Genomic DNA, 22,467 nt, shown 5'->3' with positions numbered 1-22,467 from the left:
GGGCCCGGCGGTATGGGACGTTCGTCGAAATTTAGGACTTCACATGTGCTACTTTTTGCTCAGACGACGACCCTGGACGAAGCCCTTTAGACTACACCTTCAGATGAGGAGGCGTGTGTGACCCCAGACTCTGCGCAAAGCCGGGTCATTCTGGCCGATGACCATCCGCTGTTCCGGGGCGCGCTCTGCGCTGCGGTGAGCAAAGCTGCGCCAGGACGCACCCTTGTGGAGACCAGTACGCTGGCTGAAACCCTAAGCGCTCTGAAAGACGGTCAGACGGATCTGGTGTGCCTGGATCTGCACATGGCCGACAGCTCCGGCTTCATTGGCCTCGCGGAGCTGCGCAAAAGTCACCCCAGCGCGCCAGTGGTGGTCATCTCCGCCAGCCAGTCGCCTGGCGTGGCGGCGCGGGCGCTGGAGTTTGGCGCATCAGGCTTCATCCCCAAGACCGCCAGCATGGCTCAGCTGGTGGAGGCCCTGACGGCGGTTTTGAACGGGGATGTCTGGGCGCCCGATGAAAGCGGCGACCCTCAGGCGCAGGAAGCGGCGGAAGCGGCGGCGAAACTCGCCCAGCTCACCCCGGCGCAAATGCGTGTGCTGCATGGCCTCGCCGCCGGACGCCTGAACAAGCAGATCGCCTATGATATGGGGATTTCAGAAGCGACCGTGAAAGCGCATGTGACGGCGATCTTCAGAAAGCTCGACGTGATCAACCGCACCCAGGCGGTGCTGGTGGCTCAGGCGCTCAACGTCGAACCGCCCGCCGAGCAGTCTGTCTAACCCGCCTCTATTTTTCGTTTGAGCGAAGCGAGACTGGCGCGCAAAACGGCCGGCGACGCGGGCTTTCGCACCAGATCCAGCCCGGCCGCCCGCGCCTCATCCCCGGCGGCGTCGCTGCGTTCTGCGGTGACCAGAAGCCCCGGCGGACGTCGCCCCCAATGCGCACACAGCGACTCATAGAGCTCTGGCCCGGTCATCTCTTCATTCAGCTGATAGTCAAAAATCACCAGGTCTGGCGCTTGGTCTGAGACAGCGGCGATCGCCGAGGCGGCGTCCCGGGCGCCCCGGACATCACATCCCCAACGCTCCAGCAGCGTGCTCAACGCCCGCAACACGCCCGGATCATCATCCACGCACAGAACGGTCAGTCCCGCCAAATCACCCGGGCGACGCCGCGCCTGAACCACGGTCTGGCGGTCCCGCGAGGCGGCGCGCGGCAGGATGACTTCAAAGGTCGCGCCCTCTTCCAAATCGCTTTTCAGGACCAGCTTGTGGCCCAGAGACGCGCATATCCGGTCCACCACCGCCAGGCCCAGCCCCAGGCCCTGATCTTCCCCGGCGTCCACCACGCCGCGATGAAACTCCCGGAAGATCGCCTGCTGGCGATCCGGCTCGATGCCCGGCCCGGTGTCGATCACCTGCAGGCGCACCTGATCGCCCTGACGCCTTACCCCCACCAGCACCTTGCCGCTGGGCGTGTAGCGGACGGCGTTGGAAATCAGGTTTTGCACCACGCTGGTCATCAGGCCCCGATCTGACAAAACCGCCAGTCGGCTGGGGACCACCCGCAGCTTCAAGCCCTTGGCCAGAGCGCGCGACTGGAACTGGGCGGCGGTCTCTTCGATCAGCTCGTCGATGGCGAACACGCTGGGACGCGGCGCCACGCCGCCCGCATCCAGACGTGAAATATCCAGAAGCGCGCGCAACAACCGGTCCGCATGATCGATGGCGCGTTCGATCTGATGAGCGAGATTGCGATTGCCTTCAGACCCGCTTTCGCCCAGCGCCCCTTCCAGAGCGCCAGCATAGAGCCGGGCGGCGGACAAGGGCTGCAGCAAATCATGACTGGCGGCGGCCAGAAAGCGGGTCTTGGACTGGGTGGCGGCCTCCGCTTCGCGCCGGGCCGCTTCTAGGTCCTGAGCCAGCTGCAGCCGCGCCTCGCTTTCCGCCTTCAGCGCCGCGGTGCGTTCCTCCACCCGCGATTCCAGCATGTCGTAAGCGCGCTTGAGCCCTTCTTCAGCTTCACGCCGAGCCGTGTTGTCCTGATAGACGCCGAAATAGCCCACCACTTCACCGTTCTCGGTGCGGGGCTGGTAGACCACCTGCCAGGAGCGGGCGCGCCCGCCGCCCTTGCGGCGGGAAATGTCAAACACCTGGCGCTCGCCATTGAGCGCCGCCTCCATATAAGGCCGCCGCAAGGCGTATTCGTCCTCGCTCATAAGCTCGGCCAGCGGCCGGCCAATCACGGACGCATCCAGATCAAAGAAATCCAGATAGCCCTTATTGGCGAAGCGCAGACAATAGTCGCGGTCGGCGTAGCTGAGCAGGACCGGCAGATTGTCGGTGTAAAACCGGATCGAGCGTTCGCTTTCCTTCAGCCGGTCTTCGGAGGAGCGCAATTGCTCGGCGGTTTCGTCAATCAGCTTGACCACGTCGCCGGGACTGACGCGAGCGCCGCGCAAGACGCGCGTCATCAGGATCCGGGCGGAGGCCGCGCCCACAGCCCGCGCCAGACGCGCTTCGGCCAAGCCGGCCACCGCAGAGGTCAGAACATCCCCTGACCGCAAGGGTCTGGCGACCGCCCGAGACAGGTCTGATAACGCCATCTCCGCCTGATCGGCGCCCAGAACCCGCTCCAGCACGATTTCAAGATCTGAAATGCGCGAGCCCATGGCGGGCGCGGTCTCCAGCGGACGCACGCCTGTAAAGGCGTCCGCCTGCAACTCATCCACCAGCCCCGAAGACGAAAACGCCACTGCGACGATGAAGGCGATGATGTTCGCGGCGAGGCAGATGAGGGCCGCGAAGGCGAAGGGGTCCACGCCCTCAGGCGCGGGCGGCGGCGCCCCGGCATAGCTGGGGATCAAGACCAACGCGACCCAGAGCCCGATGCCGGCGCCCATGCCCGCCAGCGCGCCGGCGCGGTTCGCCTTGCGCCAGTAAAGCCCGAACAACAAGGCCGGCGCGAGCTGGGCGACCCCGGCGAACGCCACCAGGCCGATCCCGGCCAGCGCCGCCTGTTGATCCAGCCCCAGATGAAACAAATAGGCGAGCCCGACCAGTCCCAGCACCATGGCGCGCCGCCAGTTCAGGAACCGTTTGGCCAGCCCGCCGCGCTGCGCCTCGGCCAGAAACAACGGTCCCACCAGATTGTTCACCAGCATGGTGGACATGGCGAGCGCCGTCACGGTCACCATGCCGGCGGCGGCGGAAAATCCGCCCAAAAACACCAATACCGCCAAGCCCTGCGCATCGAGCTCCAGCGGCAAGGCCAGCACATAAGCGTCGGGATTGGGCCCGTTCAGCAGCGTGCCGCCCGCCCAGGCGATCGGCGGAACCAATATGGCGACCAGAGCCAGATAGGCCGGGAAGGCCCAGCGCGACAGGTTGGCGTCGCCGGGTTTGGAGGCCTCCACCACCATCATGTGAAACTGACGCGGCAGGCACAGCGCCGCGAACGCGCCCAGAACGGTCAACACGACAAACCGGAAGTCCACGCCTGGCGTCGTCAGAGGCGATTGCGCCAGCGCGTCCAGACGCATTTGCGGCGAGGCGTTCACCCACACCTCGACCGCGAGCCAGCCCACCGCCAGCATCGCCGCGAGTTTCACGAGGGATTCAAACCCGACCGCCAGCACCAGACCCCGGTGACTGGCGGCGGTGTCGGTGTGACGCTGCCCGAACACCATGGCGAAGGCCGCCAGGCTGACCGCGACCGGCAAGCCCCAGCCGCGCCCCAGCGGATCGCCGGTCAGAAGATCAAGCGAGGCGGCCGCACTTTTGAGCTGAAGCGCGATATAGGGAATGAGCGCCAGCAGCAGCGCCAGGGTCGCCAGCGCGCCCACCGCCGCAGATTTGCCATAGCGTAGGGACAAGAAGTCTGCGATCGAGCTGGTGTCGTGTTCCCGCCCCAGCGCCACAAGGCGGCGGATGATCGGAAAGCCCAGCAAGAACACCAGCGCCGGCCCCAGATAGATGGGCAGATAATCCCAGCCGGCGCGGGCGGCTTCGCCCACCGCGCCATAGAACGTCCAGCTGGTGCAATACACAGCCAGCGCCAGCGTATACAGGATGGCTCGGCGCCTGGCGGAGCGGTCAAAGCGCGCCGCATGCGCGTCTCCCCAGGCGGCCAGCACAAACAGCAAGGCCACATAGGCGCCAAGCACCACTAGCGCGAGACTGAGCGGCAAAAGCTCTCCTCCCTGCCCGTCTGGAAACCCTGAGCGTTCAGACGGTTTGAACGTTAGCCGGTTTTATAAAGCACTGACCAGCCAGCACACAGATTGAACGCAAACGCGGCGGCTCACAGAGCCGCCGCGTCCAATTTCAGGCGATAGCGCGGCCTATTCAGCCGGGCCCGCCGCCTTGGTGTGGGTGACATGGGTCACGGAAGACGGCATGCGAATATCCTCCACCAGGTTCTGGATCTCCGCTGGCGGCGCCTTGGTCGCCAGAGCCACGACAGTCGCCGTGATAAAGGAGATCACCATGCCGACCGAGCCGAACCCTTCCGGCGAGACGCCCAGGAACCATTGATCGGTGGTCCCTTGGGGAATGTTTGGCAAGATGCCGAACAGGCCGCCCAGGAAGATCAATCCGAACACGATCGAGCCGATCAGCATGGGCCGGGTGTCCCCTTCTTCCTTGAGACCAAAGTACATGATCAACAAGATGGCGCTGATGATCAGGGCCACCACGCCGAGCACGATCGGGCTGAAGCCGATCTTGAAGTGCACGATATAAGCCGCCGTGATCGACAGACCGACCACCATGCCGGCGATGGCGCCTTCCTTATTCATGCGCTTCCAGAAAATCCCCAGGAAGATCACCGGGAAGAAGCTCGCGGCGCCCAGGCCGAAGGCGAAAGCCACGACCGCAGCGACGAAGCCGGGCGGATTGATGCCCGCATAGATCGCTATAACCACCGCACCCACAGCCGCAATCCGGGCGACCAGAAGTTCCTGGGTGTCAGACATGTTCTTGATCAGCACCTTGCGGCACAGATCGTGTGACACCGCCGAACTGATCACCATCAGCAAGCCTGCCGCGGTCGACAGCGCCGCCGCGAGGCCGCCGGAGACCACCAGACCGATCACCCATCCGGGCAGGCCGCCGATCTCGGGATTGGCCAGAACGAAGATGTCACGGTCGAGGGTGGTCACCTCGTTCACTTCCGGGTCGGCGCGATACTGGATCTGGCCGTCGCCATTTTTGTCGGTGAAACCCAGAAGACCGGTGCGCTCCCAGTTATAGAACCATTGCGGCGTTGCGCCCTCGCCCATATCAGACGCACGCGCCTGCTGTGTCGCGACCTCAGTGGAGTAGGTGCTCTCATTGATCGTTTCGATGAAGTTCGTCCGGGCGAACACCGCCACGGCCGGCGCCGTGGTGTAGAGCGCGGCGATGAAGATCAGCGCCCAGCCGGCAGATTTGCGAGCATCAGACGCGCGCGGCACGGTGAAAAAGCGGATGATCACGTGCGGCAGACCCGCCGTTCCCACCATGAGGGCCGCAGTGATGGCCACCACGTCGATCATGGCCTTCTCACCTTGCAAATACGAGGTGAAACCCAGATCGGTCAGCGTCCGGTCCAGACTCAGCAGCAAGGGCGTCCCGTCCGCCGTATTCCCGATGAAGCCCAGCTGGGGGATCGGCGTGCCGGTGATCTGCAAGCTCAGGAACACCGCCGGAACGGTGAAGGCGAAAATCAGCACGCAATACTGCGCCACCTGCGTATAGGTGACGCCCTTCATGCCGCCGAGCCCTGCATAGAACAGCACGATGATCGCGCCGATGATGACGCCCATCTCGATCGGCACGCCCAGGAAGTTGGAGAAGGCGATGCCGGTGCCGCGCATCTGGCCGGCGATATAGGTGAAGGAGATGAACAAGGCGCAGATCACCGCCATAATGCGGGCGGCCTGGCTGTAATACCGGTCGCCGACAAAGTCGGGCACGGTGAATTTGCCGAACTTGCGCAGATAGGGCGCCAAGAGCAGCGCCAGCAGCACATACCCGCCGGTCCATCCCATCAAGAAGACCGAGCCGTCATAGCCCATGAAGGCGATCAGCCCCGCCATGGACAGGAATGAGGCGGCGCTCATCCAGTCAGCGGCGGTGGCCATGCCGTTGAAGATCGGATGCACGTCATGACCGGCCACATAAAAGTCTTCCGTGGTCGAGGCGCGCGCCCAGATGGCGATGCCGATATAGAGGCCGAAGGTTCCGATCACGAAAAACGCGGTCCAGAACAAGGTGGTGTCGAGACCCAGAATGGTCGATTCCATATCCGCCTCCCTTACCCGTGCTCATTGTCGACGTCATACTTGCGCTCGATGCGATGCATCAAAGCGGAGTAGACGAAGATCAGAATGACGAAGACATAGATCGCGCCCTGCTGCGCGAACCAGAATCCCAAGGGCGCGCCGCCGATGGAGAAATTGTCCAGAACGTCACGGAACAAGATCCCGAAGCCGTAGGACACGGTGAACCAGATCGCGAGCAGGATCCCCATCAGGTTGAGGTTTTCCTGCCAGTAGCGCCGATACTTGTCCTCGGAAATGTTGTGATCGCCGGGCGCCCGCTGTGGCGGCTCGCCCGTGGTCGGATGGTCTGAGTCGGCCATCATGCTCCTCCCTATTCATCGGGGTTTTCCCCGTATGACCGGAAGGGTGTCAGTCCTGACGAAGGCCGGGCAGCCCGACATTGGTCGAAGCTGGATTGATCAACAGTGGGAGGCTAAAGGCGCTCAAACATCGAGCCCGGATTTGACCAAGATAAAAGTATTATTGATTTCAGGTTGTTATGTAGAAGCAGCCGAGGGCCTATAGCATTTCAAAGCCTTCGGACCGGGTCCGCCGCACGCCAAACACGTCAGCCAGAATCTGGTCATTGAGCGCCTGATCGGGGGCGGCGGCGATGCGCAGGCGCCCGCGATCAAGAACGGCGATCTGATCGGCGTGGCGGCGGGCGAGCTCGAGATCATGCAGCGCACAGATCACCGTCGCACCCTGATCCGCCTGGCGGCGCAGCACCGCCATGGCCTCCAGCTGATGGCGCGGATCTAGCGCCGAAATGGGCTCGTCCGCCAACAGGACCGGGGCATTGGACGCCAGAGCGCGCGCCAGATGAAGGCGCGCCTGTTCACCCCCTGACAGATCATGGACCAGCCGGTTCTTGAGATGGCTGGCGCTGGCGTGTTCAAGCGCTATGTCGACCTGTCTGCGGTCAGCCGGAGGCAGGCGATCATAGGCGGCGGCGCCCCAGGCGAAGCGCCCCAATGCCGCGAGATCGCCTCCGGTCATGGACCAGGCGAGGCTTCGATCTTGCGGCAGATAGGCCATGGCGCGGGCGCGCGCCTTCGGCGACAGCATCTGAACGGGCGCGCCATCCACCCATACCGCGCCGCTCTCAGCTTTCAGCAATCCCAGAACCGTCTTGATCAAAGAGGACTTGCCGGCTCCGTTGGGTCCGACCAGGGCGGTCAACTGCCCGCGCGTCGCAACAAGGCTGACATCATCAAGCACGCAAGCGCCGCCACGTGACACGCGGACATGGTCCAGAACGATCCGGGTGGTTCCAGTCTGGCTCATCGTCCCATCCCCCGGCTGCGCGCGGCGATCAGGATGAAGACCGGCGCGCCGATCAAGGACACCACGACGCCCAGGCGCAATTCCTGATCCAGCGGAGCCAGTCGCAACACCAGATCCGCCAAGGTGATCAGGACCCCGCCCAGAAGCGCGCTGGGCCAGATCAGATCAGACGGGTCATGACGCACAAAGGGGCGCACGATATGCGGCGCGACAATGCCGACAAAGCCGATCACCCCTGAAATCGCGACTGCGGCGCCGGTCAACAACGCTGCGGCGCCGATCACCCCTGTCCGGGTGCGGCCCAGATCAACGCCCAGGGTCTGCGCCGTCTCTTCGCCCAGCGCCAGAGCGCGCAAATGCGGCGCTGTGAGCACGGCGAGTATGGCGCCCCCCCCCCAGAACGGAGCAATCACAATCAGATCATCCATTGAGCGGTTTGTGACCGAACCCAACATCCAGGTCACCATGTCCGCCAGTGCGAACCGGTTTGGCGCCAGGTTCATCGCCAAAGCGCCCAGCGCGCCGGCGAAACTCGACAAGCCGACCCCCGCCAGAATCAACTGCACAGCGCTGATCCGCACGCTGGCCAGAAGGCTCAAAACCCCCGTCGCCGCCAAGGCGCCCAAAATTGCGAAAGCCGGCACGGTGAAAGCGCCCAGCGCGCTGATCCCGAAATAGAGCGCGATGATCGCGCCTAGCGAAGCGGACGCCGACACGCCCAGAACCCCCGGCTCCGCCAGCGGATTGCGCAATAAACCCTGCATCAGCGCCCCCGACGCCCCCAGCGCCATGCCGACGCCCAAAGCCGCCAGCGCCCGCGGCAGACGGATCTCCCAGACGATGATGCGGGCGGTTTCATCGCCGCCGCCCCAAAGCGCCGCAAACGCCTGCGGCCAGGACAGCTCTGAACTCCCCAACAGCGCCGAAGCGAGAAGCACCACAAGAGCCAACGCCCCCAAGGCGGCGGACAGGGTCAGTCGCGTCATGTTTCAGCCCCGCCCAGATCCAGAACCAGCGCATTGGCGGCCTGCCGCGCCCGAAGCGCCTCATCCGCCATGAACCAGGCCCCACACGACAACGCCGCGGCATCCAGTTCAATAACGGGTGTGGTCTGCATCATTCTCCGGAACACCGAGTGCCGGCTGGCCGACCAGCTGTCGATGGGCGCGGTCTCGCCGTCAAAGAACGCGGCGAGAATGACGTCCGGCGCCTGCATATGCAGCTGTTCGAGCGGCACGCTCACCCAGCCGGTCATGCCTTGCTCGGCGATGACATTGTCAAAGCCCGCCGCCGTCATAAAGGCGTGCATCAAGGTGCCCGACCCGGTGGTGAGGCCCGAAGGCGTCATGTAGAGCGCCCGCAGTCTCGGCCCGTCGGCCGCGCGCGCCAGCTGGCTGCGCATGTGAGCGATGCGCGCCTCGCCGCGTTCGCCCTGGCCGAGGGCCAGGGCGGTGCGACGGATCATGGCTTCCACGTCGTCAAAATCAGACGCAAAGCCCAGCTCAAAAGTCTCAAGGCCCAAACGCTGGTAATAGACGCTGGCGCGACCCCCGGCGTCATAGCCGCGTACGATCAGATCGGGCGCCAGCGCCAGAACGTCTTCGGCGTCGTCTCTGAGCTGGGGCAGCCCCTGCGCCTGAGCGCGCAGATAGGAATGACGGTCATCGGCATGGGTGGACACCGCCGCGATCGCCTCCCGGTCCGCCAGTCCCAGCACATACTGATCCGCGCAATAGTCCAGCGAGACCACGCGCGGGGAGAGCGCCGCCGCCGAACCGGCGACGGCGCCCCCAACCATCAGGGCGACGACAAAGACCGCCGCCTGGACCATTACGGACGCACCCGCAGGCCAAGCGTCACCGCACGCGGCGCGCCGGCGAATCCGGCGACGGGCTCATAGGTCTCATCAAAAAGATTGCGGACGCCCAGAACCAGCTGCAGCCTGTCACGCACATCCAGAACGCCGGTCAGGTCAACCGTTTCAAAGGACGGCACGGCGCCGGACCCTCTGACATAGAAGCCCGCATCATCATAAGTGACGTCCGTGCGCGCGCCGACTGAGCGCCAGGTCGCGCTCAGCGAGGCGATTTCGATGGGCCGCCAGGTCCCGGTCACCGCCCAGCTGTCTTCAGGACGACGCAGCAATGGCGCGCCTGTGCTGGCGTTGGTCGCATCGGTGTGGGTGTAGTCCACCCGCAGGGAGGCCTGGTCGATCGGGGTCCATTCGGCGAAGGCTTCATAACCTTGAAGGTCCGCTTCGCCCACATTGCGATTCTGACCGATAAACAGCGCGCCGTCATAGACATACTCGATCAGATCCTCGATCGCGCTGTCATACCAGACCGCGCCAAAGCGCAAGGCGTCTTCACGGCCTGCCCAATCAAGGGCGCTGTCAAAGCCGATCTCGAACGTCTCACCCTCTTCCGGCTGAAGATCGGGATTGGCGGCGACGAAGGCGGAACTGGAAAACCGTTCAGACAAGCTGGGCGCCTTGAACGACGTGCCATAGCTGGCGCGCAGGCGGGTGTTCAGCGCGTCCAGACGATAGACCGCACCCAGATTGTAGGTGGTCTGGTCGCCAAACGCTTCATAATCGTCCAGACGGATCGAGCCGGTGACGTCAAAGCGCGCGGTCAAGCCCGCCTGTACGGCTGCGTAGGCGGACCAGAGATCCTCGCTGACCGACAAAGGCGCGTTGAACGCGGTGTCTGATTGCGCCTCTTCATCCTGAAAATCGACGCCAAAGCTGATGACGGGGTCGATCAGGGCGGGCCGGCTGTCCGGCGTCCAGACATTGGACCATTGGACGAAATCGCGCGCGCCGTCATAGGCATCCGTCGCTGCGCCGTCATTGAAGCTGTCGAGCGACATCTCCACGCGTCCTGCGCGCAGGCGGCTCTCAAAGTTCTGGGCCGGGCGGGCATAGACCAGCCCGAGGCTCCACAGCGTCTGGGAGTCTTCACTGCGCAAATCCGGGTCGTCGGCGCGCTGGAACCCTGTGGGGCCGCCCGAGAAGGTGTCGAAATCCACCTCGGACTCACGATGCCGGATCAGAGCTTCAAGACTGAGCACGTCATTGAAAGCAAACCCGCCATTGGCCGAAAGCACCGTGAATTGCGACGGATCCGGATCGCCCGTTCGGGTCGAGATCCGGTCCGGCGTCACGTCATAGCCGTCGCTTTCCTGATATTCCGCGGTGGCGGCAAGGTTGAACCGCCCCTTGCGCACGCCGCCGCCGATCAGGGCGCGATAGGTGTTGAAGGCGCCCACGGACGCTTCGCCGTGAAACTCGGAACCAGTCTCCGGCGCCCGGCGCGGCAGGATGTTGATCACCCCGCCCACCGCGTCCGAGCCATAAAGCGAAGACAGCGGACCGCGCACCAGCTCGATGCGTCCTGCGTCGCCCACAAGATCAGAGCCGAAATTGAACGCGCCGTTGGAGGCCGACACGTCATTGAGACGGATGCCGTCATAAAGCGCGAGGATATGTTTGGAGTTCGACCCGCGCACAAAAACGCTGGCGGTTGATCCCGCCGGGCCGGACTGAACCACGGCGAGCCCGGGCGTCGCCGAGAGTGCTTCAACGAGGGTGTTGTGGTTTTTCAGATCGAGCGCGGCGCGATCAATGACGTCCAGCGTGGCGGGCAAGCGCTCCAACAGGCTGGGCGCGCGCACGCCGGTGACGATGACGGTGTCCTCGGACTGATCCTCAGCGAAAGAGGGGGCGGCGGACAGTGCGACGGCGAGCGCCGCGAGAGAGATTTGGGCTTTCATGATGAAGCCTCCGTTGGCGCCGGGAGCGTGAGCGGCTCTCGACGGACAGCGATGCAACGGCGCTTCGTCCCGACATTGTCAGGACGACGCTCGACGCGCCGGTCGTCGCTGCAAACGGAAGGCGTCCGCGTTCTCCTGGTGTGTTCCCGCACCCAGAACGAGCGACCGCGATGGCAGGTCTCCTGGCTTGCGGGTCAATGCGATGCGCCGCCTTCCCAGATCTGACGATCCAGTGGCATGAGGCGCATCCCTCGCCGCTCACAGTTGCGGGTACAGCCCCGGACCAGACGCTTGCGCGTCGCACCGGTGTTCCCTCTTCGCTCCCTCGCGGGAGAACCGTCGCGTAGTCAGGCTGTTTAAGCGGGCCGCAGCCCCGCGGTCAAGCGCGCTAGCCCTGCTCTTCGGGCAGACGCACGATCAGGCCGTCGAGCGCCGCGCCCACCTTAATCTGACAGGACAGGCGTGAGGTCTCTTGAACGTCGCTGGCGAAATCAAGCATGGAGTCTTCCATGGAGGACCGCTCGCCCGTCTTGTCCGTCCAGGCCGGGTCCACATAGACGTGGCAGGTGGCGCAAGCGCAGGCGCCGCCGCAATCGGCGTCGATGCCGGGGACCATATTGCGGATCGCGCCTTCCATCACGGTCAGCCCGTCCTGAACCTCGACCTGATGCTCGGTTCCGTCATGCTCGATATAGGTGATCTTGGCCATGTAGAGGTCTTCCAGACTGTGTGAGGCAGGCGCAGCCCGCATTTGGTCGCTATTTAGGACAGGAAGTCGCGCATCGCCACTCCGGGATCGCGCAAGCGGTCCGGATCAGGCGTGGCGTTCGCAGCGATCATGCGCTGAGCGGCCATGTATTCCGGCGCGCAATTGACCGCCTCGCAGGCGATCAGACGCCCGCCCATCAAATGAAACAGCGCGAACTTGCCCTCTTCGGGATCGCCGCGACGGATCATCTGGTCCGCGCCTTCGATCAGGCCCGCGATCTGCAGCTTCATGTCGTACTGGTCTGACCAGAACCAGGGCACGGGATCGTAATCGACCTCCATGCCGCATATCGCCTGAGCCGCCGCCTTGCCCTGATCAATGGCGTTCTGAACCGATTCCAGCCGGATCGAGCGCCCATAACGTTTGGAGTGAAAACGCGCGACATCGCCAATGGCGTAAATCCGGTCATCGCCGGTGCGGGCGGTCTCATCCACTAAGATGCCGTTCTCGCACTCAAGCCCGGCGGCGCGCGCCAGCGGGTCGTTCACCGTCAGCCCTGCGGCCACCAGAACCGTATCGGCGTTCACAATCTCGCCATCGGTCAGTTCAACGCCTGTGACCTTGCCGCCCTCGCCCGCGATCGCCTTGACCGGCGCATGAACGCGCAGATCAACGCCATAGCCGCGATGAATCGCGCCGAACCAGCCGCCCAGAAGCGCGCTCGCCGTGCGCGCCATGGGGCGCTCAGCTGCTTCGAGCACTGTCACGTCCAGTCCGCGCTTGCGGGCGGACGCGGCGACCTCCAGCCCGATATAGCCCGCGCCGATAATGGCGATGGAGCGCGCATCCTGAAAAGAGGCGGCGAGGTCTTCGGTTTCTGACAGCGTGCGCAGCACATGGACGCCATCCAGGTCTGCGCCCGGAATTGGCAGGCGCCGCGCCTCTCCGCCTGTGGCCAGGATCAAGCGGTCATAGGCGATGCGGTCGCCGGTATCGGTGATGACGTCGCAGGCGCTGCGGTCGATGGCGGTGACGTGCACGCCGGTCCGCAGATCAATTTCCGCCTTGTCATACCATTCAGCGGGTTTGAGCCAGAGCCGATCCACCGGCAGCTCGCCCGCCAGATACGCCTTGGACAGAGGCGGACGCTGATAGGGCGCGGCGGCTTCGCCCGCCAGAATGAGGATCGGCTGATCATATTTGCGCTTGCGCAATTCAGCCGCTGCGGACAGGGCGGCCTGGCCGCCTCCGATAATGACCGTTCCGGACACTGCGATCCGCGCTCCCTGTCTGTCTCGTTTCTTATGGGTCCATGGCGCCGCGCCACAAGGCCCAAGTCAAGCGCCGCGCTGCGCAAACGAGGCTGCGCCAAGTCTTGCCGCCATGCGCGAGCCGTCCTATCAGCCTCTTCATGACCGTGCTGACCCTGACCCTGCCAGACCCTGAAGCCAATGCACGATTGGGCGCGCGCCTGGCGCGTCTGCTCCAGCCCGGCGACGCCGTCTTGCTCGAAGGCGGGCTCGGTGCGGGTAAAACCACGCTGGCGCGCGGCGTCATTGAAGCGCTGACTGGCGAAAAAGATGCGCCCAGCCCCACTTACACGCTCGTTCAGCCCTATGAGACCGATCAGGGGCTCGGGCTGCTGCACGCCGACCTTTACCGGCTTGAAGATCCCGAGGAGCTTGATGAGCTGGGGTTGGACGAGGCGCTGGATCATGGCGCGGCCCTGATCGAATGGCCCGACCGCATGGGACGCTGGCGTCCGGCGGACCGGCTTGAGATAGTCTTGAATGAAACCGAGGCCGGCGGGCGCACCGCGCGCCTTGAAGCTTTTGGAAGCTGGGAGACTCGCCTTGGCGGACTTGCAGACTGATCCGCGCGCTGAGGCGCGCGCCGCGTTCATCAAAGCGGTGGGCTGGGGCGATGCAGATGTGCGCGCCTTCCCCGGCGACGCCTCCAGCCGTTCGTATTTCAGACTGAATCGCGGCGATGACACCGCCATACTGATGGACGCGCCTGGCGGCTCCGAAGCTCCCGCCTGTCCTGTAGACGCCAGCGAAGAAGACCGGCAAGCGCTGGGCTATAACGCCGTCGCACGTTTGGCCGGCAACAACACCGCCGCCTTCGCCGCCATCGGTAGCGCCCTGACAGCGCGCGGGTTTTCCGCGCCGCGCATTTCTGAAGCGGACATTGATCAGGGTTTCCTGATTATCGAGGATCTGACTGACGCCCTGTTCGCGCGCCTTATTCCAAGCGTCGCGCATGAAGGCGCGCTATACGCCACCGCGGTCGAGGCGCTGGCGGCGATCTATCGGTCTTCGTTTGAACGCCATCCGACCGCCTTTGGTCATAGCTGGACCCTTCAGGACTATGACACGCTGGCGCTGAGCGCGGAGACCGAGCTGTTCACCGACTGGTACGCCCCCCATAAGGGCCAGACCCCGACCGACGCCGACACAGCCGACTGGCGCAAAGCCTGGGCGGACGTTCTGCCCGCCCTCAATGCGCATGCGCCGGGCCTGGTGCTGCGCGATTACCATGCCGAGAACCTGATCTGGCTGCCTCAGCGAGAGCATGAGGCCAAGGTTGGACTTTTGGACTTCCAGGACGCCCTGTTCGGTCATCCCGCCTATGATCTGGTCTCCTTGATCGAGGACGCCCGACGCGATGTGGCGCCCGATCTGGCGACGCCCTTGACGGACCGCTTCTTCAACGCGGCGGGCCTCAGCGATCGCGACGCGTTCGACGCCGCCGCCGCGGTTCTGGCCGCCCAACGCAACGCCAAGATCCTGGGCATTTTCGTGCGCCTCGCCCAGCGCGACGGCAAGCCGCGCTATCTCGATCTTCTGCCGCGGGTGGAGCGCCACTTCGTGCGTGACCTCGCCCATCCAGCGCTCGCCCCGGTCCGCGCGGTCGCCAAAGCCCTGACCCCGGCCCTGTTTAAGGACGCCGGGTCATGACGCCGACCACAGCCATGGTCATGGCCGCAGGCCTGGGCACCCGCATGCGCCCACTGACGAATGATCGCTGCAAGGCTCTGGTGGAGCTCCATGGCAAACCACTGATCGATTGGACGCTCGACAAGCTCGCTCAGGCCGGCGTTGAAACCGCTGTGGTCAATGTCCATCATTTCGCCGACCGGCTGGAGGCGCACCTCGCCGTCCGCACCTCGCCCAGGATCCTCATTTCTGACGAGCGCGAGCAATTGCTGGAAACGGGCGGCGGCCTCGCCAAGGCGGCGCCCCTTCTGGGCGAAGCGCCGATCTTTGTGGCCAATATCGATTCCGTCTGGGTTGAGGACGACGCGGAGAGCGAACTGCGCAAACTCGCAGCCGCCTTTGATCCAGATCGCATGGACGCCCTGCTCTTGATCACACCGACCGAGAACACGCTGGGTTTTGACGGTCCGGGGGATTTCTTCATGGACGAGGACGGGCGGCTGACTCGCCGCGGCGAACGAGCGAGCGCCCCTTACGCCTATACCGGCGTTCAGATTTTGCACCCGCGGGTGCTCAAGGGCCTGCCCGTCGAGCCCTTCTCGACCAACCTCATCTGGAACGCCGCGCTCAAGGCCGGGCGCGTCTATGGCTGCGTCATGGATGCGTTCTGGATGCATGTGGGCGATCCTGAAGCGCGTGAAGCGGCCGAGAATCGGCTACGCTCACTCGCATGAGCGCTGATCATCTGTTTTCATACCCTTCGCCGCGGGTTTTCACCCTGCCGCCCGCCGCACCGTTCCTGACAGAACTGGCGCGCGGACTGCAACAGGCCTTCCCGGACCCGGACGCGCTCAGCCGGGTGACGGTGCTGATCCCCACCCGCCGGGCCGGGCGCGAACTGGCCGAAGCCTTCACCCGATTGTCGCCGGGCGCGGCGCTGTTGCCGATGATCCGTCCCATCGGGGATGTGGACGCGGACGAGCCGCCCTTTGAACCCGGCGAGCTGGCCGACATCGCCCCCGAAGCCGTCTCGCCCGCCCGCCGCCGGTTCGAGCTCGCCAGCCTGATCTTGCAAAAGGAGCAGGCCGTAGGGCGGTCCATGGGCGCGGGCGGCGCGCTGGCGCTGGCGGATGATCTGGCGCGCCTTCTGGATGATCTCGCCACCGAGGATGTGGATGATCTGGGCGCGCTGACCGAAGAGATTCGCGCCAACCTGCCTGCGCACATGCAGGAAGCGGCGCTGTTCCTCGACATCGTGCTGGAGGCCTGGCCCGCGCGTCTGAAAGAAATGCAGCGCGTGGACCCGGCCCGGCGGCGCTCGCTGCTACTCAAGGCGCTGGCGGCGCGCTGGCGTGACAATCCGCCCGCCGATCCTGTGATCGCGGCGGGGTCGACCGGCTCCATCCCCGCCGCAGCCGAGCTGTTGAGCGCGGTCGCGAGCCTGCCGCAGGGCTGTGTGGTGCTGCCGGGGTTCGCGCGCGATATGGATGAGGACGCCTGGGCGGCCATTGATGACGGCCATCCCCAGCGCGCCATGAAAACCCTGATCGAGCTGATCGGCCTTGATCGCGATCAGGTCTGCTTCTGGCCGGGCGCCGAAGAAGGCCGCCAGGACGCCCCCCGCGCGCGCGTGATCGCTGAAGCCCTGCGCCCTGCTGAAGCCACGGCTGACTGGCTGCGCCGGGTGGAGGATTTGAAAGAAGCCTGGGGCGAGGACGTGTTCGAGGCCGCGCTGGACGGGCTGAGCGTGATTGATGCGCCTGCGCCCGCAGAGGAAGCGCGCGCCATCGCGCTGATGCTGCGTGAAACGCTGGAGACGCCGGGCGCACGCGGCATTCTCGTAACGCCTGACCGGAACCTCTCGCGCCGGGTGATTACCGAAATGGCGCGCTTTGGGGTCACGGTGGACGATTCCGCTGGTCAGCCTTTGTCAGACACCCCGTCCGGGGCCTTCCTGATCCGTGTCTTGCAAGCTGCGCTCGATCCTGGGTCTGCGCTCGCCTTCTCCGCGCTTGCGACATCACCGCTGTTTGCACTCGGCGAAGAGCGCGCACCTCTACGTGCTGTTCTGGGGGCTATGGAGCGCCGCGCCCTGCGCGGTCGCCGTCCTGGCTATAGCTGGATGGCGCTGGCCGGGCATGTGCGCGACGCCGCCGGTGATGACGAAGACCGGCGCGACCGCTGGGGCGGGATCATCGATACGCTGGCACAGGCGCTATCGCCGCTGAGCGCGCTTGAGGGCGCCCACACCATGCGCGCCTGGACAAAAGCGCTGGTTGAAAGCGCCGAAGCGCTGGCGCGCACGGATGAAATGGCGGGCGCAGACCGCCTCTGGGCGACCGATGCCGGTGAGAACGCCGCGCTTTTGATGCGTGAGTTCATGGAAGAGGCCGAGGCGCTGCCCCCGCTGAGCCTTCATGACTTCGCCCGCGCTGTACTGGAAACAGCCCGCGCCCGTCTGGTCCGGCCCCGCTATGGCGCGCACCCGCGCCTGCAGATTCTCGGCCCGCTCGAAGCGCGTCTGGCGGAAGCGGATAAAGTCATTCTGGCCGGTCTCAATGAAGGCGTCTGGCCCGCCGCGCCCAAATCCGATCCCTTCCTCAGCCGCGGCATGCGGATGGCGGCGGGACTGTCCGCGCCCGAAGAACGCTTTGGCCTCGCCGCCCATGACTTTGCTCAACTCGCCTGCGCCCGCGATGTCACCCTGACCCGGTCCGCCAAGCTGGATGGCGCGCCCACCGTCGCCTCGCGCTGGCTGTGGCGCTTGAAAACCCTGGCGCGCGGCGCATTGGGTGAGGCTTCAGAGCAGGCGATGGCGCCGCAATATGATTACCTGGCGGTGGCTGACGCGCTGGACGCTACGACGGCTCACACATTCATCAAACCACCCGAACCCGCCCCGCCGGTCGAGGCGCGCCCCCGAAAATTGAGCGTCACCCAGATCGAGACCTGGGTGCGCGATCCCTATTCGATCTTTGCGCGCAAAATCCTGCGGCTCGACAAGCTTGATCCGCTGGACCGCCCCCCCGGACCGCCCGAACGCGGCACGGCCTATCACGCCGCACTGGAAAGCTGGGTGCGCAGCCTGGGCGACGCCGACACAATGCCGCGCGATGCGCTGGAGCGATTGCTGAAAGACGGCGAAAGCGCGCTGATCCAGGCCGGGTTCAGCGACAATGCGCTGGGCGTCGAGATGAAGCGCTTTGAGCGGGTGGCGCAATACATGATCGTGTTTGAAGAAGAGCGGCGCGATTACGGCTTCCTGCCGACCGCCCTGGAAGCGCTGGGCGATATCACGTTCGAGGCGCCCGGCGGGCTGTTCACCCTGACCGCACGCGCCGACCGGATTGACCTTCGCCCCTCGGGCGCGCTCGATATCATCGACTATAAGACCGGGCAGCCGCCTTCAGCCAAGGAAGTCGCCGCTGGCTTCGCCCCGCAATTGTCGCTGGAGGCTGCGATGGCCGCGCGCGGCGCCTTTGAAGATGCGCCCAGCCATGAGCCGGGCGACCTCATTTATGTACGTCTGTCCGGCGGACGCGTGCCGGGCGAGCCTAAATCCATGGTGAGAAATCCCGATGGCGACGATGCCGGCATTCTGGCCGAGCAGGCTTTGGAACGGCTGGTGAAATGGGTGGCGAATTTTGACGATCCACGGCGCACCTATCCCAGTCAGCCGCGGGTGAAATTCGTCAACAAATGGGGCGATTACGACCATCTGGCCCGCCGGAAGGAATGGGCGAGCGCGCCCGGCGACGAGAACGGAGAGGGAGGCGCATCATGAGCCAGCCCGGATTTGATCCCGCCATCGTCTCTAGCGCCAGCTCGGCGCAATCGCTCGCAGCGGACCCGTCCGCCAGCGTCTTTGTGGAAGCCAATGCCGGCTCGGGCAAGACCCGCGTTCTGGTGGATCGGGTGGCGCGCCTGCTGCTCGCGGGCGCCAAACCCGACCGCATCTTGTGCGTGACCTTCACCAAGGCCGCGGCAGGCGAAATGCAGACGCGCCTGTTTCGCAAGCTGGGCGATTGGTCGACCCTGCCCGATGATGCGCTGACCGCGGAACTGGACGCGCTGGTCACTGAAGGCCAGCGCCCCGAGCTGGCTGAAGCGCGGCGTTTGTTCGCCCGCGCGCTTGAAACCCCCGGCGGATTGAAGATCCAGACCCTGCACGCGTTTTGCGAACGCCTGTTGCGGCGCTTTCCGCTGGAAGCGGGCCTGCCGCCCGGTTTTGACGTGCAGGATGATGCATCAGGTCAGGCGCTGCAGGCCGAGGCGCTGGATGCATTGTCGGGACTGGCGCACCAAGACCCTGAAGGTGAAATCGCCCAGGCGATCGCCGCGCTGATTGACAATGCCGGGGCGGACGCCCTGCCCAGGCTCGCCAGCTTCGCCATGTCCAAACGCCATGAAATCAATCAGGCGCTGGCGCAGGCCGGATCGCTGGACGCTTTGCTGGAACAGGCGAGCGCGCTCCTGGGCGTGGACCCCGAGCTTGATGTGGATCAGGTGCTGGCCGAAGCCTGGGCGGATACCGATGTGGGCGCGCTGGAAGCGGCCTTGAGCGGGCTGCAGACCGGTGGGACGAAAACCGATCAGGCGAGCGCGCAAGCGTTGCTGGAAGTGCTCGACGTGGCGGAGGAAGACGCCGCCGAGGCCTTTGATTATTACATCGAGTTTCTGACCACCAAGACCGGCGCGCTGAAAAAGCCCAAATCCATCTTCTCCAAGAAGACCGGCGAAAATTACCGCATCCTGGTGACCCTGTTTGGCGATGAAGGCGCGGAAATCCACCGGGTGGGCGATGAAATCCTGCCCAAGCTGGCCGCCGCCGCCGCCAACCGGATGACCCGCGCCGCCTTGCGTCTGGCTGAGCGCTTGCTGAGCGATTACCAGGCCCGCCTCAATCGTCTGCGCCGGGTGGATTTCTCTGACCTTGTGGAACGCGCGCGCCTGCTGCTGACCGATTCTGAAGCGCGCGGCTGGGCGCTCTACAAGCTCGACCAGGGCCTGGATCATGTACTGGTGGACGAAGCCCAGGACACAGCGCCTGAACAATGGTCAGTGATCAATGCGCTGACCGAAGAATTCTTCGCCGGTGAAAGCGCCCATGCCGATCAGCATCCCGGCGCGCTTCAGCGCACGGTGTTCTGCGTCGGCGACGAGAAACAATCGATCTATTCGTTCCAGAACGCCGATCCGCGCGAGTTTCTGGCCCAACGCCAACGCCTTCAAACCGAAGCCCGGCTGGCGCGCCTGCGGTTTGAGAGTCCGCCGCTCAATGTCTCCTTCCGCTCCAGCCCCGAAGTGCTGGCGGCGGTCGACGCCTGTTTCGCCGCTGAAGCGGCCGCCCTCAGCCCTGAGCGCAAGGATGTGGTGGAAGGCCTCGAAACCAAGCTGTTGATGAGCGATCCCGAAACGCTGGAGCGGCGTGATCCGCTGGCGTTTCATCGCTATGACGGCCACCTCGCCGCCCGCGCCCATGCGCCGGGCTGTGTGGAGATCTGGCCGGCGGTCCCCAAGCCCGAAGGCGGGCAGGAAGACGAACTAGACCTCAGACCCGTGGACGCCGAGCGCAAGGATTCCGCGCGCAATCAGCTGGCGGAAGCCGTGGCCGCTGAGATCGCCGACATTCTCAAACGCGGCGATGGCGTGTGGGAAGAGGGCAAGCCCTGGCGGCTGCGCCCGGCCCATGCCGGCGACATCATCGTGCTGGTGCGCCGCCGCGGCGGCCTGTTTGAAGAAATCATCCGGCGGCTGAAGCTGAAAAACGTGGCTGTAGCGGGCGCGGACAGGATGACCCTGCCCGACCAATTGGTGGTGGAGGATTTACTCTCCCTCGCCCGCTTCGCGCTGCTGCCCGAAGACGATCTGTCGCTGGCCGAAGTGCTCAAAAGCCCGTTCTTCCATCCCGTGGACACGCCCGCCCCGCCCATTGACGACGACGCCTTGTTTGACCTCAGCCGCCAGCCTGGCGCGCGTCTTTGGGACAAGCTGCGCCACAGTGACGATCCGCGCTTCGCCGAAGCTCGGGCCGTGCTCGACAGAGCCCGAGCGCGGGTGGAGACCGACGCCCCCTACGCCTTCTTCGCGCGCTTTCTGACCGAAGCCAGCCCCAGCGGCGAAAGCCGTCTGGCGCGGCTTTATGCGCGGCTGGGCGAAGAAGCGCGCGACCCGGCGGAAGAGTTCCTCAACCGTGCGCTCGCCCATGAAGTGGAAGGCGCGCCGTCACTGTCGCGTTTTGTCGCCGAGCTGCAGGCCGATAACGCCCAGATCAAACGCGAGATGGAAGCGGGTCGCGGCGAGGTGCGGGTGATGACCGTTCACGGCGCGAAAGGCCTTGAAGCGCCGATCGTCTTCTTGCCCGACACCACCCAAATGCCCAAGGACCGCTCGGGCGGTCTGTTCGCCCATGAAGAGGCGGGGCTGCTCTGGGCGCCGGACATGAAAACGCCGCCGCCGTTGATGGCGTCCATGGCCGAGCGCAAGGAGCTGGACGCCGATGGCGAATATCAGCGCCTTTTGTATGTGGCGATGACCCGCGCCCGCGATCGCCTGATCGTCTGCGGGCATACCCATGGCGTTGCGGGCAAAGTGGATGCGGGCAGCTGGTATGACCGCTGTCAGCGCAGCTGGACGGGCGAAGACTGGCGCCCGGTGCGCACGACGCTGGACGCCGTGGCCGAAGAAAACGGCTGGACCGCCAGCGAGGGCTTGCGCTTCGGCATGGACCCCAAACCGCTGGTGGCCAGCTCGGCGCCGCCGCCCGCCCCTGTGACCCTGCCCGATTGGGCGACGCTGCCGCCGCCGGTGGATCCGGCGCCGGTGCGCTCCGTTGCGCCCTCCCACCTTCTGGGCGAGGAAGAGGACGGGTTTGAGCCCGCCTCCCTGTCTCCTCTGGCCGCGGGCGGGCAATCGCGCTTCCGCCGCGGCGAGCTGATCCACAAGCTGCTTCAGACCCTGCCTGATATCGAGCTTGAGCGCCGCGAAGCGTCCGCCTTGCGATACCTGGAAAACCAGACTGATCTCAGCGAGACCCAGCGCCGGGAGATCGCGTTGGAAACCCTGCGGGTGATTTCAGACCCGGCCTTCTCGGCCCTCTTCCAGCCCGGCTCGCGCGCCGAGGCGGCGGTGGCGGGCCAGGCGGCGGGTCTGCCGGGCGGCATGGTGATCAATGGCCAGATCGACCGGCTTGTGGTCACCGATCACGAAGTCCTGATCGTCGATTACAAGACCAATCGTCCGCCGCCTTTGACGGTGGAAGACACACCCCGCGCCTATCTGGCGCAAATGGCGGCCTATCGCGCGCTATTGCAGGGACTTCACCCCGACAAACCGGTGCGTTGCGCCCTACTTTGGACAGATGCGCCGCGTTTGATGGAACTGCCCGGAGACCGGCTGGATGCGGTGCTCAGCCGCGCCGGGCGCCCAGCGGATGCTTGACCGATGCGCTGGG

Annotated in this window: 15 protein-coding genes and 1 riboswitch; of the genes, 6 read left to right on the top strand and 9 right to left on the bottom strand. The window is 65.1% G+C overall.

The genetic code is table 11. The features are described from left to right. Nucleotides 1-117: 117 nt before the first annotated feature. A complete protein-coding gene (locus ACQ66J_RS08900) occupies nucleotides 118-780 on the top strand; it encodes a response regulator (protein WP_430431333.1) in 663 nt (220 codons plus the stop codon). On the opposite strand, the gene ACQ66J_RS08895 is transcribed toward ACQ66J_RS08900, so the two are convergent. The 9 genes from ACQ66J_RS08895 to ACQ66J_RS08855 form a co-directional block, all read right to left on the bottom strand. Further along, a complete protein-coding gene (locus ACQ66J_RS08895; RefSeq protein WP_430431332.1) occupies nucleotides 777-4,190 on the bottom strand; it encodes an ATP-binding protein in 3,414 nt (1,137 codons plus the stop codon). The two genes, ACQ66J_RS08900 and ACQ66J_RS08895, sit on opposite strands and share 4 nt — an antisense overlap. A 153-nt stretch (nucleotides 4,191-4,343) precedes the next feature. After that, nucleotides 4,344-6,287: a sodium:solute symporter family protein gene (locus ACQ66J_RS08890; protein ID WP_375550118.1), complete on the bottom strand. Its 1,944-nt coding sequence runs from the start codon at nucleotides 6,285-6,287 to the stop codon at nucleotides 4,344-4,346. An 11-nt stretch (nucleotides 6,288-6,298) separates the two neighbouring features. Continuing rightward, nucleotides 6,299-6,562: a DUF4212 domain-containing protein gene (locus ACQ66J_RS08885; protein WP_375550171.1), complete on the bottom strand. Its 264-nt coding sequence runs from the start codon at nucleotides 6,560-6,562 to the stop codon at nucleotides 6,299-6,301. A gap of 262 nt (nucleotides 6,563-6,824) precedes the next feature. Next, the gene (locus ACQ66J_RS08880; RefSeq protein WP_430431331.1) at nucleotides 6,825-7,592 is read right to left on the bottom strand and encodes an ABC transporter ATP-binding protein; all 768 of its coding nucleotides are present in this window, start codon (nucleotides 7,590-7,592) and stop codon (nucleotides 6,825-6,827) included. Next, nucleotides 7,589-8,578 carry a FecCD family ABC transporter permease gene (locus ACQ66J_RS08875; RefSeq protein ID WP_430431330.1) on the bottom strand — a complete coding sequence of 330 codons (990 nt, stop codon included), beginning with the start codon at nucleotides 8,576-8,578 and terminating at the stop codon, nucleotides 7,589-7,591. Before ACQ66J_RS08875 ends, ACQ66J_RS08880 begins: the two co-directional genes overlap by 4 nt. Then, complete coding sequence (locus tag ACQ66J_RS08870) at nucleotides 8,575-9,423, bottom strand: ABC transporter substrate-binding protein (protein WP_430431329.1); 849 nt, start codon at nucleotides 9,421-9,423, stop codon at nucleotides 8,575-8,577. Before ACQ66J_RS08870 ends, ACQ66J_RS08875 begins: the two co-directional genes overlap by 4 nt. Continuing rightward, nucleotides 9,423-11,366, bottom strand: coding sequence for a TonB-dependent receptor domain-containing protein (locus tag ACQ66J_RS08865; RefSeq protein ID WP_430431328.1), 1,944 nt, complete (start codon nucleotides 11,364-11,366; stop codon nucleotides 9,423-9,425). The genes ACQ66J_RS08870 and ACQ66J_RS08865 overlap by 1 nt, the downstream gene beginning before the upstream one ends. 155 nt (nucleotides 11,367-11,521) lie before the next feature. After that, nucleotides 11,522-11,721, bottom strand: a riboswitch (cobalamin riboswitch). Between the two features lie 33 nt (nucleotides 11,722-11,754). After that, nucleotides 11,755-12,075, bottom strand: coding sequence for a 2Fe-2S iron-sulfur cluster-binding protein (locus tag ACQ66J_RS08860; protein ID WP_375550123.1), 321 nt, complete (start codon nucleotides 12,073-12,075; stop codon nucleotides 11,755-11,757). A 53-nt stretch (nucleotides 12,076-12,128) separates the two neighbouring features. Next, complete coding sequence (locus ACQ66J_RS08855; RefSeq protein WP_430431327.1) at nucleotides 12,129-13,346, bottom strand: NAD(P)/FAD-dependent oxidoreductase; 1,218 nt, start codon at nucleotides 13,344-13,346, stop codon at nucleotides 12,129-12,131. 140 nt (nucleotides 13,347-13,486) lie between these two features. On the opposite strand from ACQ66J_RS08855, the gene tsaE reads away from it, so the two are divergent. From tsaE to addA, 5 genes are read left to right on the top strand one after another with little or no spacing between them, the layout of a single operon-like run. Continuing rightward, the gene (gene tsaE / locus ACQ66J_RS08850) at nucleotides 13,487-13,948 is read left to right on the top strand and encodes a tRNA (adenosine(37)-N6)-threonylcarbamoyltransferase complex ATPase subunit type 1 TsaE (RefSeq protein WP_430431326.1); all 462 of its coding nucleotides are present in this window, start codon (nucleotides 13,487-13,489) and stop codon (nucleotides 13,946-13,948) included. Then, entirely contained in the window at nucleotides 13,929-15,035 is a 1,107-nt protein-coding gene (locus ACQ66J_RS08845; protein WP_430431325.1) for an aminoglycoside phosphotransferase family protein, read from the top strand. The genes tsaE and ACQ66J_RS08845 overlap by 20 nt, the downstream gene beginning before the upstream one ends. Next, entirely contained in the window at nucleotides 15,032-15,748 is a 717-nt protein-coding gene (locus ACQ66J_RS08840) for a nucleotidyltransferase family protein (protein ID WP_430431324.1), read from the top strand. The genes ACQ66J_RS08845 and ACQ66J_RS08840 overlap by 4 nt, the downstream gene beginning before the upstream one ends. Beyond that, nucleotides 15,745-18,798, top strand: a complete 3,054-nt coding sequence (gene addB, locus ACQ66J_RS08835) for a double-strand break repair protein AddB (RefSeq protein WP_430431323.1) — start codon at nucleotides 15,745-15,747, stop codon at nucleotides 18,796-18,798. The genes ACQ66J_RS08840 and addB overlap by 4 nt, the downstream gene beginning before the upstream one ends. Further along, a complete protein-coding gene (gene addA / locus ACQ66J_RS08830) occupies nucleotides 18,795-22,454 on the top strand; it encodes a double-strand break repair helicase AddA (RefSeq protein WP_430431322.1) in 3,660 nt (1,219 codons plus the stop codon). The genes addB and addA overlap by 4 nt, the downstream gene beginning before the upstream one ends. Nucleotides 22,455-22,467: the final 13 nt, after the last annotated feature.

Origin of the sequence: Oceanicaulis sp. (assembly GCF_965284345.1) — a bacterium.
Lineage (GTDB): Bacteria > Pseudomonadota > Alphaproteobacteria > Caulobacterales > Maricaulaceae > Oceanicaulis > Oceanicaulis alexandrii_A.
This window is presented reverse-complemented; position numbering and strand designations above follow the sequence as displayed.

Coding starts and splice junctions, on each gene's coding strand:
- ACQ66J_RS08890 (WP_375550118.1), bottom strand. CDS start 6,287: ATGGAATCGACCATTCTGGGTCTCGACACCACCTTGTTCTGGACCGCG.
- ACQ66J_RS08880 (WP_430431331.1), bottom strand. CDS start 7,592: ATGAGCCAGACTGGAACCACCCGGATCGTTCTGGACCATGTCCGCGTG.
- ACQ66J_RS08875 (WP_430431330.1), bottom strand. CDS start 8,578: ATGACGCGACTGACCCTGTCCGCCGCCTTGGGGGCGTTGGCTCTTGTG.
- ACQ66J_RS08870 (WP_430431329.1), bottom strand. CDS start 9,423: ATGGTCCAGGCGGCGGTCTTTGTCGTCGCCCTGATGGTTGGGGGCGCC.
- ACQ66J_RS08865 (WP_430431328.1), bottom strand. CDS start 11,366: ATGAAAGCCCAAATCTCTCTCGCGGCGCTCGCCGTCGCACTGTCCGCC.
- ACQ66J_RS08860 (WP_375550123.1), bottom strand. CDS start 12,075: ATGGCCAAGATCACCTATATCGAGCATGACGGAACCGAGCATCAGGTC.
- tsaE (WP_430431326.1), top strand. CDS start 13,487: ATGACCGTGCTGACCCTGACCCTGCCAGACCCTGAAGCCAATGCACGA.
- ACQ66J_RS08840 (WP_430431324.1), top strand. CDS start 15,032: ATGACGCCGACCACAGCCATGGTCATGGCCGCAGGCCTGGGCACCCGC.
- addB (WP_430431323.1), top strand. CDS start 15,745: ATGAGCGCTGATCATCTGTTTTCATACCCTTCGCCGCGGGTTTTCACC.
- addA (WP_430431322.1), top strand. CDS start 18,795: ATGAGCCAGCCCGGATTTGATCCCGCCATCGTCTCTAGCGCCAGCTCG.